This window comes from Stenotrophomonas sp. 01N47, from assembly GCF_056399165.1.
Window position 1 is genome coordinate 328437 of the sequence record NZ_JBFTQU010000002.1, and the last position, 16721, is coordinate 345157.

Below are 16721 nucleotides of genomic sequence, written 5' to 3' on the forward strand. Positions count from 1 at the left end.
GCATGCGATTGAAAATCACCGACGCCGGCTTCGCCAAGCTGGTCAATCCGCCGAACACCGGCACCAATGCCGTTCTGATCACCCAGATCGGCCTGACGTCCACGGCATTCGCACCTTCGGGCGACCTGACCGCGCTGCCAGGCGAGATCAAACGGGTCGCGACCTTCGGCGGCCAGGCCGTGGGCGATGACACGCTGCACGTAACCATCCGCGACGACAGTGCCACCGCCTATTCGCTGCGCGGATTCGGCCTGTACCTGGCTGACGGCACGCTGTTCGCCACTTACGGCCAGACCGATCCGATCATGGAAAAATCGGCTGCGTCGATGCTGCTGCTGGCCACTGATGCGCGTTTCACCGACGTGGACATCACGCAGATCCAGTTCGGCAACGCCGAGTTCATCTACCCGCCGGCCACCACCGAGGTGCTGGGTGTGGTCGAGCTGGCCACCAACACCGAAGCGGAAGACGCGGCTGACACCCAGCGCGCGGTGACTCCGCGCGGCCTGCGTGCATTCACCGACAAGCGCTTCGGCGCGGCCGCACCGACTGCACTGGCCAGGACCCTGCTGTCTGCCGCAACCACGGCCGCCGCACGCACCGCGTTGGAGCTGAAGGGTGCCGCACTGAAGGACACCGGCCATGGCAACGGCCTGGATGCCGATACCCTGGATGGCAAGCACGCATCCGCGTTCGCCCTGGCGGGTGACTTCGCTACCGTCGGCCACAAGCATGTCATCGCGGATGTGACCGGGCTGCAGGGAGTGTTGGATGCCAAGGCGGTCAAGGGAACCAATAGTTTCACCGATCAGCAGTTCGTGGGTGGTAGCGCGCCCCTGGTTGGCTTCGGCTCGGCCGGCGCGGAACAGTCGTTCATCGGTGGCTGGGCCAACACCGGCATCTGGCGCGTCTACAACACCGACCGCACTGCGAACGGTGAGTTGACCATCAAGCACGGCGATACCCCACGCTGGAACGGCTCTGCGATGTGGCATGCCGGCAACTTTGCGCCGGACACCAAAATGGACAAGACCGGAGGCACGTTCACCGGCCACGTCGCAGTGAACGGAAACTCGCTGCGCTCGTATGGCTGGGGTGGTGTCGCCAATGATGGCGTGTTGGTCCTGGGCGACGCCAGTTCGTACCTTTTCAAGAACGGCCCGAACTTCACCTTCGCCAATTCGGCGGGTGGCTATACCTCCACGCTCAATGCCGGTGGTCAGATCTGGACTAGCGGCAACTTCGATCCCGGAAGCAAGGCAAACAAGGCTGGCGATACTTTCGAGGGGCCCACCATGATGCGAGCGGGTGGGCCAAGCCTCCCCGCTATTCGCTTCCACGTGCAGAATCTCAACGGCACCAACCGCACCACGTTGGAGTCCGTACTGGGTAATGGCTCGGCCTTCGCAGAACTGCACAGCGTTGCCAACGGCTATAAATGGTGGGGACCCAGCCTCTCCCTGCTGGCGGAGTTGAACACCGCTGGCAGCTTCCGGACCTACGGGGGATTGGGCAGCTTCAATGGAACCTACGGCACACAGACTGGTGTGCTGGCGCGGGGGTGGAACAACGGCGTCATTCGCTGGATGGACGTGATCGAGGGTGATGGTTCCATGGCGCTCTACGCCTATGACACCGGCGGCGGCACCCCTACGCAACTGCTGCAATACCGAGCAGCCCCCGCTGGCGGTGGCAACAGGTTCATAGTCAACGGTGAAATCAAGATTCTAGGCGGCACCGCTGCAGTATGGTTCGCTGATCGTAGCGGAGGCAATGATTGGGCGTGGTACTGCCAAGGCGGCGTCACGCGTCTCAATCGCTCCAGCGATGGCGACAAGGTTACTGTGAGCAGTGCTGGCGTCATGTGGACCCAAGGCGGGTACGACCTTGGTTCGTCACGCAAGCTCAAGGACATCGACGGCCCGGTGACGTACGGGCTTGCGGCCGTCGAAGGCATGGAACTGGCGGCCGGCCGATACAAGCCCGAGTACAACGACGACGGCCGCCGACGCCTGTTCTTCGTCGCTGAGCAGCTCGCCGAACTGGTACCCGAAGCTGTGGATCTGGAAGGCGTGGAATTCAACGGTGAACGCGTCGCCACGGTCAAGCTCGACCAGTTGCTGCCGGTCATGGCCAAGGCCATCCAGGAACTGGCCGCAGAAGTGCGCGCACTGAAGGCGGAGGGCTGACATGGCCAGCGGATATCGCTCGGCAGGCGTCGACTTCGACGATCTGTTCGATCCCTATGTGGAAGGCCCCGTTGCACAGGACTCCGGCCTGCGCGTGGGCGGCACCGACCTCAGCCGTCGCTATGCCCACATCCAGTACGGCAGCAAACGCGGTGACGTTGGTTACCGCATCGGCGGCATGGATGTATCGAACCTGTGGGCTGCGCGCGGCAGCGCCAGTTATCGCCTGCCGTTCCATGGCCAGGGCTATTCGGCAAGCAACGGCGCCAAGACCAACTCGACCGGATCGGCATCGGCATCGGTCTCGATCGACATGCTGTCCGATGGCAGCTACAGCATCCGCCGGGGCGTCGCCGGCGGTGGCAACAACAGCAACACGGTCGTTGCCTCCGGTCGTTGGCTTCCGGCAGGCGCCAGCGCCTCCGAGTACGACGTGCAGTTCAGCGTAAGCAACCAGGGAGCGGCGTACTTCAGCAACAGCGCACCGTCGTTCGCCTCGCTGGCATCGACGCAATCGGCAGGCGTATCCATCAGCGTGCCCGCCAGGTCCACCAGCTTTGAAAGTGCCTCCACCAGCATCAACGTCCACCTGCGTCGTGCCGGTGGCAATGCCCAGGTCTCCAGCTTCAGCGCCAGCGTCAGCGCCTCCGGCTGGGTCTGATCGATCACCGGGCCACCGCTGCAATTATCGCGGCGGCCGCATTTTCCGAACATATACCCGTCGCCTGCATCTGCAGGCACACCACCACACCGAGGAACCTCTCCGAATGACCGAATTTCTCCACGGCGTACAGGTCGTCAACATCGACACCGGTGCGCGCTCGATCGCTGTTGCATCCACCAGCGTCATCGGCATCGTCGGCACTGCGCCGCTGGCCGACGCCGACGCTTTCCCCATCAACACGCCTGTCCTGGTGACCTCGCCGTCGCAGGCCGCCAAACTGTCGGCCAAGACCGGCACCGAAGCCGGCACGCTGCCCGGCGCACTGGATGCGATCTTCGACCAGTCGTCGGCCGTCGTGGTCGTGATCCGCGTCGAGAACGGCGCCAACGAAAGCGCTACCCTGGCCAACGTGCTCGGCGGCGTGAACACACAGACCGGCGCGTACTCCGGCGTGCATGCACTGCTGGCCGCCAAGTCCATCGTCGGCGTGAAGCCGCGCATCCTGGTCGCCCCGGGCTTCACCCACCTGCACCCGGCCGATCCGGCCAGTCCGGACACTGTCCTGGCCAACCCGGTCGTGGCCGAGCTGCTCGGCATCGCCGACAAGCTGCGCGCCATCATCATCAAGGATGGCCCGAACAGCAACGACGATGCGGCCAAGACCACCACCGCACTGACTGGTTCCAAGCGTGTCTACGTGGTCGATCCGGCCGTGCTGGTGCAGCAGGGTGATGCGATCGTCAGCCGTTACGCCTCCGGTGCCGTGGCCGGTGCCATCGCCCGCAGCGACAACGAGCGCGGCTGGTGGGCATCGCCATCCAACCAGGAGCTGTACGGCATCGTCGGCACCGCTCGTGCGATCGACTTCGGCCTGTCCGATGCGACCAGCCGCGCCAACCTGCTGAACCAGGCCAACGTGGCGACCATCATCCGCGAAGGTGGCTTCCGCCTGTGGGGCAACCGCACCGCCAGCATCGATCCGAAGTGGCAGTTCCTGTGCGTGGTGCGCACCGCCGACATCATCGCCGACAGCCTGGAGGCTGCCCACCTGTGGGCCGTCGACCGCGGCATCAGCAAGACCTACGTCGATGACGTGCGCGAGGGCGTCAATGCCTTCCTGCGTGGCCTGAAGACGCAGGGCGCGATCCTCGGTGGCAACTGCTGGATCGACCCCGAACTGAACGCAGCGGACAGCGTGGCCGATGGCCGCTTCTACTGGGACTTCGACTTCACCCCGACCTACCCGGGTGAGCAGCTGACCTTCCGCATGCACATGAACAACAACTACGTCTCGGAGATCTTCTAAGCATGGCGCGCAAGATCCGCAAGAACTTCAACTTCTACGTCGACGGCAAGGGTTTTGCTGGCAGCGTAATGTCCTTCACCGCTCCCAAGCTGTCGCTGAAGACCGAGGACTTCCAGGCCGGCGGCATGCTCGCCCCGACGGAAATCGTGCTCGGCCACGACAAGCTGACCGCCGAGGTCACCTTCGCCTCCGATGACGCGGAAATCATGTCCAAGTTCCACGTCATCGAGAGCAAGGAGTATGGCTTCACCGCCCGCGAGGCGCTGGAAGCCGACGATGGCTCGGTCACTTCGGTCGTGCACAACATGCGCGGCAAGGTGAAGACCCTCGACCGCGGCGAAACCAAGGTCGGCGAAAAGGGCACGGTCAAGGTCTCCCTGGCACTGAGCTACTACAAGCTGACCCATGGCGTGCAGGTCGTGCAGGAGATCGACGTGACCAACATGATCGCCCGCCAGGGCGGCGTGGACGCACTGGCCGGCATCCGCGGCGCCCTGGGCATCTGATTCCCGGCACCACTTCGACGTACACGGGGGCGCACAGCGCCCCCGGATCCACCGCAACTCCATCGACATCCGGGAACACAGCCATGTCCAGCAAGACCAAGACCACCACCGACACCGTCATCGAACGCGACGGCTATGCCGAAATCACCCTCTCCCGCCCGCGCCAGGTCAATGGCGTGGACACCGCCGTGCTGCGCATGCGCGAACCGACCGTGGAAGACATGGAGCGCTACCAGGACGACAAGGGCACCGACGCCCAGCGCGAGGTGCGCATGATCGCCAACCTGTGCGAGATCGCACCGGATGACGTGCGCAAGATGCCGCTGCGCGACTACGCCCGCCTGCAGGCCGGCGTCGCGCTTTTTACCACCTGACCCTGCCGCAGATCAGGCAGGGAGCGCTCGCCCTGGCCGGCCATACCGGCTGGGGCCTGCGCGAGATCATGACGCTGCGGGTGTCGAAATTCATCTGGTGGATACAGGGATTGCCGGTACATGGCGAGTAACGTTCAAACGACAACGATCACGATTGGCGGCTCGGTTTCTCGATCGTTGCAGGACGCACTGTCCTTCAGCAACGATGGCCTGAAGCGCCTCGGCGATGAAGCCGACAAGCTCGAGCGCAAGCTCAATGTCATGGGCAGGTCGAGCAACCAGTTCGCCCGCATGCGTGCCGAGGCCGATGCGTTGCGCGCTTCCCAGGAAGCGTTGCAGCGGATCGAAGACAAGCGCACGGCGAATCTTGAGAAGCGCGAAAAGCTGGGCTCGGCGTTTGGCGATGCGCGCGGCATGCTCGGCAGCGCCATCACCACGCTGGCCAAACCAGTGGAGAACGCCGCCGGCTTCGCGCGCGAGAATCAGGCCATCGGCAACGCCGCCAACCTGACCCGCGCCCAGGTCGCTGCGCTGGGCCAGACCATCCTTGCCGAATCCAGCCGTACCCACCAAGGCGCGGGCGAACTGCAGCGCGCGGTCAGCCAGCTGGTCGCCGCAGGCCTGGATGCGCAGACCGCGCAATCCAGCCTGGGCGCGATCGGCCGCACCACCACCGCTACCGGCGAGAGCATCGACGACGTCACGTTGGCGGCGTCGGGCCTGCAGCAGGCGCTGAAGATCAATCCGGCCGGCCTGCAATCGGCGCTTGATGTGCTGGTGGTGGCAGGCAAGAACGGTGGCTTGGGCCTGAAGGACATGGCCGGTGCATTGCCGGTGCTCGGCAACGCATTCCAGTCGCTGCAGATGCACGGCAACGCCGCCGCCGCCACCATGGGCGCTGCGCTGGATGTCGCCCGGCAAGGCGCCGGTGGTGCCGACGAAGCGGCCGGCAACATGCAGCGCTTCATGGCCAGCATCCTCTCGCCCGACCTGCAGGCACGCGCCAAGAAGGGCTTCAAGCTGGACCTGCGCAGGATCATCAGCGAAGCACAGAGCAGCGGTGGCAATCCGTTCGACGCGGCGATGCAGGCGATCATCCAGGCCACCGCCGGTGACCAGACGAAGATCGGCAAGCTGTTCGGCGATGCACAGGCGCAGAACTTCGTGCGTCCGATGATCCAGAACTGGGATGAGTACATCCGCATCCGCGACAAGGCGCTCAACAGCTCGGCGGGCACCACCGACAGCGGCTTCGCGGCCAAGCTGCAGACCGACCCGGAAAGGATCGAAGGCGCGAAGATCGCCGTCGACAACCTGTCCAAGGCCTTCGGTGCCGCGCTGCTGCCGGCCGTGGGTGAGGCGGCGGTGAAGCTGACCGAACTGCTGAACGGCGTTGCGTCGTTCGTGCAGGAAAACCCGAAGCTGATCGCCAATACCACCCAGGTCGTAGTCGGCCTGATGGGCATGCGCACTGCGGTACTCGGCGTGCGCTATGCGTGGACGTTCCTGCAGGGCCCGATCCTGGCGGTGCAGAAGGCCTTCGAGCTGTTCCGCGGCGGCAGCCTGCTGGCGCAGATGGGGCAGTTCGGTCCGACGGCAATGCGCCTGGCATCCGGGTTCCGCGTGGTCGCCACCGCCGTCGGTGCCATCGGCGGTGGTCCGATCACCATCGCCATCGCCGCCATCACCGCCGGCGCACTGCTGGTGCGCAAGTACTGGGAGCCGATCAAGGCCTTCCTCGGTGGCGTCTGGGATGGCCTCAGCGGCGCAGGAACCGCCGCCATGGGCGAACTGATGCGCGCCGTCGAGCCGCTGCGCCCGGCATGGGAAGCGGTCGGCGGGCTGCTGGCCCAGGCATGGGACTGGCTCTCCAAAATGCTGGCTCCCGCGCAGTACACCGGCAACGAACTTTCGCGCGTAGCGGAGATCGGCTCGCTGGTGGGCACGGCCCTGCTGGCCAACTTCCGTCTGGTCATCCAGGTGATAGGTGGCGTGGTTCAGACCATCGCCTGGCTGGGTGACATGCTGGGTATCGCCGCCGGCTGGATCACCGTCACGTTGGGCGGTGCCTGGGACGCGATCATGGCATCGGCAGGTGCGGCCATCGACTGGATCATGGGCAAGCTGCAGCCGTTGCTCGATGGCATCAGTTGGGTGTCGGAGAAGGTGGGAGGTGGTCTGGGCTTTCTCAAGGACAAGGCCGTTGAAGGTGCCGGCATCGCCATGGACCGCGCAAACATGGGCAAGGCGGTCTATGGCTCCATGACAGCCAACGGGGGTGGTGGCATCGGTGACATGGCGCGTGTTGCATATGCGGTCGGCACCAATGACAACGACGGTCTCAAGCGCCGCATGGCAGACCTGGGAGGCGCGCAGCAGGGACGCCAGGCACCGCCGATGCCCTCCTCTGCCACCGCACGCACCCCCACCACCGTGCAGCAGCAACAGACCAACAACATCACCATCCACCAGCAACCGGGTGAATCCAGCGAGGCGCTGGCACGGCGTACCGCCAACGCGCTGCAGCACCAGCAGGCCGTGCAGGCCCGCGCCACCCTGGGAGACAGGAACTAAGCATGAAGCGCGAGTTCGTAACCGGCGCAGTAGACAAGCTGCTGTCGCAATTCAAGGGCAATGATTCCGGCAACGCGCCGGTGCTGCTGATGCTGGGCGGCTTCAAGTTCAGCCTCAACACGGCCGTATTCCAGCAGATCCAGCAGTCCAACGATTTCCGCTGGCAGGCCCAGGATCGCGTCGGGCAGATGCCTGCACTGCAGTACACCGGCCCGGGCTCGGCCACCATGACACTGCCAGGCGTTGTCTACCCGCTGTTTCGTGGCGCTGGCAACGAGATGTCGCAACTGCGCAAGCTGGCCAGCCAGGGAAAGCCGCAGCGTCTGCTGACCGGCAAGGGCGGCAATCTGGGTCTGTGGGTCATCGAGAAAATCGACGTCACCTCCAGCGAATTCACAGTCGACAGCCAGATCCAGAAGCAGGACTTCACACTCACTCTCCGGAAGCACAGCGATGGCACGAACGTATAACACCCGCGATGGCGATGTCGTCGACCGCGTTGCCTACGCGCACTATGGCGAGCAATCGCCGGCGATCCTGCGCGCGGTGTTCGATGCCAACCGCGGCCTGGCCGCGCGCGGCCCGGTGCTCACTGCTGGCGTGGCGATTGTCCTGCCGGACGTGCAGCGCCCCGCCAAGGAACGCAAGGGGGTATCGCTATGGGATTGAACATCGCACCTGCGTTCCGCGTGGTGGCCAATAGCCAGGACATCACCGACAAGATCATGTCGCGCTTCAAGTCACTGCGCATCACCGACGAGACCGGCAACAGCTCGGACACGTTGGAGCTGCAACTGGCCGACCACGATCCGAACGATCCGATCCAGCTGCCGCCGGTTGGCGCGGAGCTGGAGGCCTTCATCGGCTACGACGGCGAGGTGCGGCGCATGGGCCTGTACGTCTGCGACGAGGTGGAGATTTCAGGCTATCCCGGCAGCATGACCCTGCGCGCGCGCGCCGCACCGTTCGAAACCAGCAAAGGCGGAAAGAACGATCTGCAGACGCAGAAAACGCGCACGTGGAAAAAGGGCACGACGATCGGCGACATGGTCAAGCGGATGGCCGCCGAACACGGCCTGACCGCTGCGGTAAGTGCGTCGCTGGCATCCATCGTGCTGCCGCTGACGATGCAATCGCAGGAGTCGGACATGAACCTGCTGCTGCGCTTGGCCAAACAGCACGACGCCATCGCCAAACCGGGCGGCGGCCGGCTGATAGTGGTCAAACGTGGCGAATCGACCACCGCCAGTGGCGAACGCATTCCGGAGGTGACCCTTACGCCGGCCGATGGCAGCAGCTACCGCGTCACCATCGCCGCCCGCGACGATGCCGGCACCACCATCGCCTACTACCGCGATGTGCGTGGCGCGCAGCGCCAGGAAGTGAAGGTGGGCAGCGGCGAACCGATCGTGCGCCTGCGCATGGCCTATGCCGACCGCGAAACCGCCGAAGCCGCAGCGCGCGCCAAGCACCGCGAGCAAGCGCGGCAGACGCGTACGCTGAGCTACAGCCTTCCAGGCCGCGAGACGCTGATGGCCGAGGCTACGGTGGTCATGCAGGGCTTTCGCGATGGCGTGGATGGCGAGTGGCTGGTCAAGCGCGCCGAGCACAGCATCGGCAGCGACGGCTATCGCACCAGCATCGAGTGCGAGCAACCCAACAGCGCCGAAGCCGTGAAGGCGGCCAGCACCGCAGCGGTCAAGCAGGCCCCGCAGGTGGGCAGCGAAGTGTAGATCCGCGCCAGGCGTGATTGGCCTCCTAGCCCCTGCCCTGCCCGCAGTAGATCCACGCCATGCGTGGATGCTCTTCGCGCATCAGCTCACGTACTGCGCTTGGCCATTACCGAACGACCAGTTCTCCTTCTTCACTTCCACCAGATTGATGAACACATCCTCGCGGCGGATCCCCACCGCCGCGTGCAGGCCATCGGCAATACCGGCATACAGCGCCTTCTTCTGCTCCAGCGTGCGCCCTTCGTTCCAGGTGATCTGGATGCAGATGAAGTCATCGGTGCGGGCGATGCCCAGGTAGCCCGGGTCGTACACGAGCGTGCCGGCGTCGTGCTCCTGGAAGATCTGGAAGCGATCGTTTTCCGGCACGCCGACGGCACGCATGGCCTGGTAGATCGCTTCGCCGACACGCTGGCGATACTCGACGGATTTACCTTTGCGAAGATCGATACGGGCGAGCGGCATGGTGGCACTCCAGGGATGGGAAGGGGCGCGGCAATGGGCCGAGATTACGCCCGCCGAGGGCGGCGGGACAGCGCACGGATGGAACCCTCTGCTTCCATCCATGGCATGCGCCGCGCGGGGCTGCACGGCGTTCGGGTGTCGCAACACACAGAATGGGGAACACTTGATGTGTCTGGGTATTGTTGCGAACGTTCCCTCGTCCTCGAGCTTCAGCACGCGGCACAGCATGTATGCGTTGACGGGTATACCGATCAGCAGATCGGCGACTTCCATCGAAACGCTCTGCTGCTGGCCGCACGCCAGATCGCGCACGCCGCGCATGCAGACCTCGGCGATGCGATCACCGCCGTGGTAAACAAGCCCGGGTAAATCGCAGGCAACAAAAAAGCCCCCATCGCTGGAGGCTTTTTTCGTTCTGCAACATGGTGGGCGGTACAGGGATCGAACCTGTGACCCTTGCCGTGTGAAGGATGGCATAGGCCCTTGCGGCGCAACGCACTCGCCTTGAAACCCTTGATTTACAGTGTCATTGCGTCCCGATGAATTTGGCCGCACACTGCTTTTTGCAGGAGATTTGCAGGAGCAAGGTGATGCCGAAGGTAACGAGAGAGGCGCTGACACGGAGAACCGTAGACGCAGCGAAGGCCACAGGCAGGGCCTACCGCCTGCGTGACGCGACGGTTCCCGGCCTGGTGCTGCGCGTGTCCGCCACAGGTGCCAAGTCGTGGGCGATGGTTTGGGGCCGAGGCCAGGAGAAGGCCTTCGCCAACTACCCCGCCACCACGCTGGAGGGCGCCCGTGAGGCCGCCCGCCGCCTATCCGCTGAGATCGACAAGCACGGCGCCCCGATGGCCGTTGTGACTCCCAAGAGCGAACTGACCGTGGCCGATGCCTGCCGCGCCTACGTGACCGCCCTGGAGAAGGACGGACGCAAAACTGCGTCGGATGACGCCAGGCGCCGGTTTGAGCGCTGCCTCTACGGCGACAAGCTGGGCAAGGTGCGCCTCAAGGATCTCCACCAGGATCACATTGAGGCGTGGCGCGACCGGGTGGAGAAAGGCGACCTACCGCCGCTGCCGGTGAAGCGCGGGCGCCCACCGGTGCCGAAGCCCTTGGCGCGGTCCAGCATCAACCGAATTCGGACGACACTGGTGGCCGCCCTGAACCTCGCCGTGGCCCGCCGCAAGGTCTCCCCTGACCTCGCATTCGAATGGAACGCCGTGAAGCCGCTCAAGGACGCCAGCCAGCGCCGTGGGCTCTACCTGGAGCGGACGCAGCGCCGCGCGCTGCTGGAGGCCGCTGAAGGCCCCGTGCGTGACGTAATCGAGTGCGTGGCGCTGACGGGCTGCAGGCCGGGTGATCCGTCGCTGTGCCTGCGCTCGGACTATGACGGCCGCACGGCCAGCGTGCGCTTCCGCAGCAAGGACCACGACCGTAAGATTCCGCTCTCCCCCGCTGCCACTGCGCTGTTCGACCGCTTGGCCAAAGGGAAGCTGCCCAAGGCGCACCTGTTCACCCAGGACGGGAAGAAGGTGTGGACGCCCAGCGACTGGAGCGAGCTTGTTCGGGATGCCGCAGCGCGCGCTGGGCTACCTGCCGGCGTGACGCTCTACACGCTTCGCCATTGCTGGATCACGGATGCCATCGTGGGCGGCATGGACTTGCTGACCGTGGCCAAGCTGGCCGGCACGTCGCTGGCGATGATCGAGAAGCACTACGGTCACCTGGTGCAGGGCGCAGCGCGCGACAAGCTGGCGCAGGTGCAGTTCCTCTAAGCGTTACGAGCGTTGCGGCCAGCCAAAGCTCTGAAGGCCCACAAGAGAATGGCCGCGCGGCGATTCGCCGGCACTGATGATGCTCGCGGCAACAGCCAGGATGGAGTTCCAGTTCTGCTCAACCAACTGGTCAAACTCAGCTGCCTCAATCCCGCAAGGTTGGCCGTGCTCTATGGCCTGCCCTTCGACGCTGTATTTGATCAATTCCGCCGCAATCCGGTCCTCATAGGTGAGCAACTCCGGCGCGTGCAGCAGCAAGGTGACGGCGCGCTGCGGTGGAGTGAAATCCCAGAGATCATCCAATAGAGCGGCAAGCGACGAATAGTAGCCGTCGCTTGCCAACTCGAATTTGCTCAACCCTGCATTTAGAGCCCACTCGACCGCCTGGCTTAGGGAACGGTGCTGAGCCCGGGCGAGCAACTCCAGACCCAACTTCAATTTGGGCGGGAGCCGGATACTGAATTGTTCCAGCTTCTCCTCGGGTGCCTTACGGGGGCGGCCGGGCTTCTTCTTCGCGGATGCATTCTTGTCTGCCATGGCGCCGAGTTTCGCAGGTTGAAAAACCTGTTGCAACGACCAATTGAGCATGATAGCGTCTCCACAGGTTTCGCAGTGTGCGAAACCTGCACAAACTGGAGATGAAATGAAGCCTCAAGCCGAACGCCTCAGCTACACCACCGAAGAGGCATGCGCCGTCACCGGCCTGAACCGCAATGCTCTCTATCGGGCGATGGCCGCTGGGCAGCTCAACACTTTCAAGGTAGGGAAGCGCCGCATGGTCTCGGCGCGCGCGCTGCGCGAGTACATCGAGGACCGCGAGAAAGAAGCTGCCGCCTAAGGGGGCAAGCCATGACTGAGTGCCGCGAAAGAGAAACGGCCCAGCTGGGTGCGAACCAGCTGAGCCGTAGAAGCCATCGAACCCTTGCAAGGAACGAGACCATGACGCCCATCGTACACCAACCGATGCCGGCCGCAATCGGGCATACCCCCGTGCCCCTGCCGGACTTTTCTGACACCGCGCGCTGGGGCCAGGTGCTGGTACAGGACAACCTCAACGCCCCCCGCTTCCAGCAAGGAGATGTGCTGCACGTCGACTTGGGCAGGAACCGATTCATGGGCGACAGCCATTACGTGGTCGAGATCGGCGGACAGCAGATGGTCCGTATCGTGCAGGCCCGCCCTGGCGGGCTGTGGATCTACCCCGTGGGCCACCCGGGCACCGCGTACCCCATTGCCCGAGAGCTGCTGACCGTCCTTGGCGAAGTGATGTACGCCACCACCACGCGGAGGGTCGGATGAAGCGCCGCGCCTTCTACGAGCGCCAGGCAGGCGCTGCCAGCCCAACCGAGTTCGCCTTCCAGTTTGTTGCATGGATGCAGTCGCGGCGCACGCCGGCCACACCCAGTGACCTGCTCGACCGCTACGGGATGTGCCGCGCAACCGCATATCGCTACCTGCGGAAGTATCACGACGCTTTCAGGGAGGCTGCACGATGAGTTCCAACATCATCCCCTTCCCCACCGCCACACGCGCGCCAGCCTGGCCCGATGGACAACTAGGTATTGAGCTGGAAAGGCTGGCCGTCTTGCTGCAGCGGGCTGGCAACCGACAACCGGGCAACTACGTATCGCTCGCCAAAGCGCGCGCTGCGGCCTTGGCCGCCTATCGCCTGCATCAGGAAGTCCGCCAACAGAGGGCGCAGCCATGAGCCGACAGAAGCGAAAGACCACAGCGCCGCGGCTGCGCGTCAGCCCGAATGCAGAGACGCTGCTGCGCACGATGCTGGCTACCTGCAACACCGCCAAGCTGCGTGCAATGGCCGCAGACCCTGCCGGCCGGTCGGAGTTGTTCCGCCTGCAGCGGATCGCAGCGGCACGCGTGGAGGAGTTTCAGGGATACCTTCAGCAAGCTAGGGATGCCGAAACCATGTTCTCCACCGCGCTGAACTCCTCTCTGGAGGCCTGAGGGTGGGCGCGCGGATACCCGAACGGAACCGGCCCAAGCACAAGGGCCGGCGAACCGGTGACACGTTCGTTCGGCTGCCGCATCCCATGATCCAGTCGCCGGGCTTCTTCGCCCTCAGCGGTGCGGCGATGAAGATGCTGCTGTTCCTGGCTGCCCAGTACAACGGGCGCAACAACGGCGACCTGAGCGCCACCAAGTCGATGGTGGAGGCGGCCGGTGTATGCGCAGCGAGCAAGAGCAAGGAACTGCTCACACAGCTGGAAGAGGCCGGTTTCATCGTGCAGACGCGGCACGGCATCAAGAAGCAATGCCACCTGTACGCGATCACTTGGGAGGGCATCGATCGATGCGCAGGCAAGAACCTGGAGATAGCCGCAGGCCCACCACGCAACGATTGGCGGAAAACGCATCTTCAACACCCCTCAGGGGTGCAAACCGAAACGCAATCTCAACACCCCTCAGGGGACCACCTAACACCCCTGAGGGGTGCAAAAGCAGCATGAGCCAGACCATAAACACCCGTGAGGGGTGTAAATACTGGCAAATCGCCGGTTTTTTACACCCCTCAGGGGCCCCCCTTATAGATATCTACCAAGCGGGAGCGCAGCGGACGCTTGGCGCTGTTGCTTCACCGCTCCTGCTGCTAACGCTCTGTGCGTTGCCGGCACTGCGCAGATTGCACCCTTCGCACGCACCGCTGGTTGCACCCTTTGCCATGTCGCCGATTGCACCCTTCAACCTGGCCGGCCGCGCGCTGCACACGGGTGACACCACGTCACGGATGACAACTGAGGCACGGGGCGCAGGACTGCACCGGGCGCACCCGATGCACCACGTTCACCACCAGGAGGAACCTTGAAACCGAGTAGCACGCTCGCGCACAGCCTGGACGCATTGCGCGCAACAATGGACGGCCGCGCTGACGCAACCGCTGCACTGCTACGCCAGCAGGCAGAGCATCACGGAATGTGGCTCAGTGCAGATGGGCGCATTGGCGAGGCAGACTTGGCCAAGCTGATCGGCATCGCACCTGGCACGCTGGCGAACAAGCGTAGGGAAGGCACTGCACCGGAAAGCTACGCACTCGGCGGCGGCAAGCACAAGATCACCTATCGCCTGCTCGATGCCGCGCGCTGGCTTGAGGCACACAGGCAGTAGATTGGGCAACGCAACTCCATGCAACCCCACGATAGCTGATGGTTGGGGCTGCGCCTGATACGGACACTGGACTCCTACACAGGAGCCCAGTATGACCAAGCCAACCAAGATCGCACGCGGCATCCAGGCCGTACGCGCAGAGGGCGAGCCGACCGACGTGGCCGGCATCGTCGCCAAGCTCAACGAGGCCTTTGACCAGTTCAAGGCCAAGCACACCGCAGACGTGGACGCTGTGCGTCAGCAGGTGGACGAGAACAGCACCGCACTGGCCGCGTGGCAGATGAACGGCGGCGGATCAACCGATGCGCCCGCTGCGGACCTGGACGGCGGCGGCATCAAGGTGCTGCGCACTCCGGCCGATTTCCGTGCGCACTACGCCAGCCGCCGCGACGGCGATGACAAGCCGCGCGCTGGCGAAACCACGCTTACCGACTTCATGCGTGGCGTAGCCGGCATGAGCAGCACCGAGGCCGTGATGGCTTCGCTCGCAGTCGGCACCGACAGTGCAGGCGGCTACGCAGTGCCGGACGTGGTGATGCCGGGCATCCTGTCCGCACTGGTCCCGGCGTCCTCGCTGCTGCAGGCGGGCGCGGGCATCGTGCCGATGGGCAGCGGCGCCAAGTCGGTATCCACCGCAGCAATCGACACTCTGCCTACCGCCACCTGGCGCAATGAGCTGGGCAACATCAGCGAGAGCGAGCCCACTCTGCGCTCAGTGCAGTCCACCCCGCGCAGCTTGGCCTGCATCGTGCGCGTGTCCCGTGAGCTGCTGGCCGATGGTGCTGACGTGGACCGCGCGCTGCGCCAGGTGATTGGACAGGCGTTCGCAAAGGAGCTGGATCGTGTGGGCCTGCTCGGCTCTGGCACCGCGCCTGAGCCGCGTGGCCTGCGCAATACGGCTGGCATCAACACTGTATCGATGGGCGCCAATGGCGCAGCGCTGGCAAGCTTCCGCCCGCTGCTCAATGCCTACGGTTCGATCATCGACGTGAACGCACCGGCTCCGACTGCCGCGATCATGGCCACCCGCACGCTGATGGACTTCGAAGGCCTGACCGACACCACCGGCCAGCCGCTCCAGCGCCCGCGCCTGATTGATGACATGTCGTTCGTCCCGACCAGCCAGCTGCCTACCGATGTGGACGCTGGTACGTCCGATGACGCCAGCGAGATCTTCGTTGGCAACTTCAACGGCCTGTACTTCCTGATGCGCGAAGCGCTGTCCGTCCAGCTGCTGCGCGAGGCGTACGCCAAGACCGGCGAGATTGGCTTCCTGTGCCACATGCGCGCGGATGTGGTCATCAACTACCCGCAGCAGTTCACCGTCATCACTGGCGTGCGGCCCGCTGCGGAATGAGTAAGGGTGGGCCTGCAGGTTCACAGGCCAGGACCAGCCGGCGGTGTCCGCAACAACACCGGCAGGACGCGGTGCACTCTTAGGCCACTGAGCGTCCCGAGCAGGCCCGGCAACGGGCCTTTCTCGTTCTTCGGCCGCAACCATACGAATGAATGCATGGACCGTATGGGGAGGCGAAAAGTTTTGGTCGATCCGCTGGCGATACGTGCGCCCCCCTTTCTTCGCGCATCCGCAATTGGAAATACGACCCTCACGGGCGAAGGAGACCCTATGGCAAAGCCACGAACCCCTACCAAGAAGGCCCGCGTATCGGGTGCCACCATCAAGGACCCAGGCCGGTACAAGAACCGCTCGGAGCCAGCCAATCCCGAACCCATCGGCACCCCCTACAAGGGCATGACCGCCGCACAGGCACGGGTCTGGAAGGAGTGCGCCACCAACATGCCTTGGCTCAATGCCGCTCACCGCCTACTGTTGCGCCAGGTGTGCATCCTGGCCGCTCGCATGGAGATAGGCCAGGATCTCAGCGTGTCATCCACGCACGCGCTAAGCGCGATGCTCTCCAAGCTCGGGGCCACGCCGACGGATGAGTCAAAGGTCAGCCACCCGCAAGATGAACATGACCACGACGAGCGCTTCTTTCACTGAGCCAGCAATG

22 protein-coding genes are annotated in these 16721 nt (G+C 64.4%); 20 read left to right on the plus strand and 2 right to left on the minus strand.

The window, feature by feature from the left end; genetic code table 11:
- Nucleotides 1-2 precede the first annotated feature (2 nt).
- The 9 genes from AC1DKR_RS05440 to AC1DKR_RS05480 all read left to right on the plus strand — a co-directional run bounded on the left by AC1DKR_RS05440 (nucleotide 3) and on the right by AC1DKR_RS05480 (nucleotide 9346).
- Complete coding sequence (locus AC1DKR_RS05440) at nucleotides 3-2189, plus strand: tail fiber domain-containing protein (RefSeq protein ID WP_478031618.1); 2187 nt, start codon at nucleotides 3-5, stop codon at nucleotides 2187-2189.
- 1 nt (nucleotide 2190) lies between these two features.
- Nucleotides 2191-2850: a hypothetical protein gene (locus AC1DKR_RS05445; protein ID WP_312786205.1), complete on the plus strand. Its 660-nt coding sequence runs from the start codon at nucleotides 2191-2193 to the stop codon at nucleotides 2848-2850.
- A gap of 106 nt (nucleotides 2851-2956) precedes the next feature.
- Entirely contained in the window at nucleotides 2957-4159 is a 1203-nt protein-coding gene (locus AC1DKR_RS05450; RefSeq protein WP_312786206.1) for a phage tail sheath C-terminal domain-containing protein, read from the plus strand.
- Between the two features lie 2 nt (nucleotides 4160-4161).
- Nucleotides 4162-4665, plus strand: a complete 504-nt coding sequence (locus AC1DKR_RS05455; RefSeq protein WP_093817501.1) for a phage major tail tube protein — start codon at nucleotides 4162-4164, stop codon at nucleotides 4663-4665.
- A gap of 83 nt (nucleotides 4666-4748) precedes the next feature.
- Nucleotides 4749-5039: a phage tail assembly protein gene (locus AC1DKR_RS05460; protein WP_394195987.1), complete on the plus strand. Its 291-nt coding sequence runs from the start codon at nucleotides 4749-4751 to the stop codon at nucleotides 5037-5039.
- Nucleotides 5040-5216: 177 nt separating this feature from the next.
- Complete coding sequence (locus tag AC1DKR_RS05465) at nucleotides 5217-7613, plus strand: phage tail tape measure protein (protein WP_478031623.1); 2397 nt, start codon at nucleotides 5217-5219, stop codon at nucleotides 7611-7613.
- Nucleotides 7614-7615: 2 nt separating this feature from the next.
- The gene (locus tag AC1DKR_RS05470; RefSeq protein WP_105163537.1) at nucleotides 7616-8083 is read left to right on the plus strand and encodes a phage tail protein; all 468 of its coding nucleotides are present in this window, start codon (nucleotides 7616-7618) and stop codon (nucleotides 8081-8083) included.
- On the plus strand, nucleotides 8067-8282 hold the full coding sequence (locus AC1DKR_RS05475) for a tail protein X (RefSeq protein WP_478031626.1): 216 nt from the start codon (nucleotides 8067-8069) through the stop codon (nucleotides 8280-8282). Before AC1DKR_RS05470 ends, AC1DKR_RS05475 begins: the two co-directional genes overlap by 17 nt.
- A complete protein-coding gene (locus AC1DKR_RS05480) occupies nucleotides 8273-9346 on the plus strand; it encodes a phage late control D family protein (RefSeq protein ID WP_478031628.1) in 1074 nt (357 codons plus the stop codon). The genes AC1DKR_RS05475 and AC1DKR_RS05480 overlap by 10 nt, the downstream gene beginning before the upstream one ends.
- Before the next feature lie 81 nt (nucleotides 9347-9427).
- Here the strand turns inward: AC1DKR_RS05480 and AC1DKR_RS05485 are convergent, their stop codons facing one another.
- A complete protein-coding gene (locus AC1DKR_RS05485) occupies nucleotides 9428-9808 on the minus strand; it encodes a tautomerase family protein (protein WP_025874066.1) in 381 nt (126 codons plus the stop codon).
- Nucleotides 9809-9886: 78 nt separating this feature from the next.
- Between AC1DKR_RS05485 and AC1DKR_RS05490 the strand changes: the two genes are divergently transcribed.
- Together AC1DKR_RS05490 and AC1DKR_RS05495 are read left to right on the plus strand one after the other, a co-directional pair.
- Nucleotides 9887-10177 (plus strand): hypothetical protein, encoded by a 291-nt coding sequence (locus AC1DKR_RS05490; RefSeq protein WP_478031632.1) that lies wholly within the window; start codon nucleotides 9887-9889, stop codon nucleotides 10175-10177.
- A gap of 221 nt (nucleotides 10178-10398) precedes the next feature.
- Nucleotides 10399-11583: an integrase arm-type DNA-binding domain-containing protein gene (locus AC1DKR_RS05495; protein ID WP_478031634.1), complete on the plus strand. Its 1185-nt coding sequence runs from the start codon at nucleotides 10399-10401 to the stop codon at nucleotides 11581-11583.
- 3 nt (nucleotides 11584-11586) lie between these two features.
- Here AC1DKR_RS05495 and AC1DKR_RS05500 read toward each other — a convergent pair whose 3' ends face one another.
- Nucleotides 11587-12171 carry a hypothetical protein gene (locus AC1DKR_RS05500; protein WP_478031636.1) on the minus strand — a complete coding sequence of 195 codons (585 nt, stop codon included), beginning with the start codon at nucleotides 12169-12171 and terminating at the stop codon, nucleotides 11587-11589.
- Nucleotides 12172-12226: 55 nt separating this feature from the next.
- On the opposite strand from AC1DKR_RS05500, the gene AC1DKR_RS05505 reads away from it, so the two are divergent.
- The 9 genes from AC1DKR_RS05505 (at nucleotide 12227) to AC1DKR_RS05545 (ending at nucleotide 16711) form a co-directional block, all read left to right on the plus strand.
- Nucleotides 12227-12421, plus strand: coding sequence for a helix-turn-helix domain-containing protein (locus AC1DKR_RS05505; protein WP_478031638.1), 195 nt, complete (start codon nucleotides 12227-12229; stop codon nucleotides 12419-12421).
- Between the two features lie 101 nt (nucleotides 12422-12522).
- On the plus strand, nucleotides 12523-12882 hold the full coding sequence (locus tag AC1DKR_RS05510) for a hypothetical protein (RefSeq protein WP_478031641.1): 360 nt from the start codon (nucleotides 12523-12525) through the stop codon (nucleotides 12880-12882).
- Nucleotides 12879-13079 carry a hypothetical protein gene (locus AC1DKR_RS05515; RefSeq protein ID WP_478031643.1) on the plus strand — a complete coding sequence of 67 codons (201 nt, stop codon included), beginning with the start codon at nucleotides 12879-12881 and terminating at the stop codon, nucleotides 13077-13079. Before AC1DKR_RS05510 ends, AC1DKR_RS05515 begins: the two co-directional genes overlap by 4 nt.
- Nucleotides 13076-13291: a hypothetical protein gene (locus tag AC1DKR_RS05520; protein WP_478031645.1), complete on the plus strand. Its 216-nt coding sequence runs from the start codon at nucleotides 13076-13078 to the stop codon at nucleotides 13289-13291. Before AC1DKR_RS05515 ends, AC1DKR_RS05520 begins: the two co-directional genes overlap by 4 nt.
- Nucleotides 13288-13548 (plus strand): hypothetical protein, encoded by a 261-nt coding sequence (locus tag AC1DKR_RS05525; RefSeq protein ID WP_478031647.1) that lies wholly within the window; start codon nucleotides 13288-13290, stop codon nucleotides 13546-13548. The genes AC1DKR_RS05520 and AC1DKR_RS05525 overlap by 4 nt, the downstream gene beginning before the upstream one ends.
- Before the next feature lie 86 nt (nucleotides 13549-13634).
- Nucleotides 13635-14051, plus strand: a complete 417-nt coding sequence (locus tag AC1DKR_RS05530; RefSeq protein WP_478031649.1) for a hypothetical protein — start codon at nucleotides 13635-13637, stop codon at nucleotides 14049-14051.
- A 352-nt stretch (nucleotides 14052-14403) separates the two neighbouring features.
- Nucleotides 14404-14706, plus strand: coding sequence for a hypothetical protein (locus AC1DKR_RS05535; RefSeq protein WP_478031651.1), 303 nt, complete (start codon nucleotides 14404-14406; stop codon nucleotides 14704-14706).
- 91 nt (nucleotides 14707-14797) lie between these two features.
- A complete protein-coding gene (locus AC1DKR_RS05540; RefSeq protein WP_478031653.1) occupies nucleotides 14798-16063 on the plus strand; it encodes a phage major capsid protein in 1266 nt (421 codons plus the stop codon).
- A 270-nt stretch (nucleotides 16064-16333) separates the two neighbouring features.
- Nucleotides 16334-16711, plus strand: coding sequence for a hypothetical protein (locus AC1DKR_RS05545; protein ID WP_478031655.1), 378 nt, complete (start codon nucleotides 16334-16336; stop codon nucleotides 16709-16711).
- The last annotated feature ends 10 nt before the right edge of the window (nucleotides 16712-16721 follow it).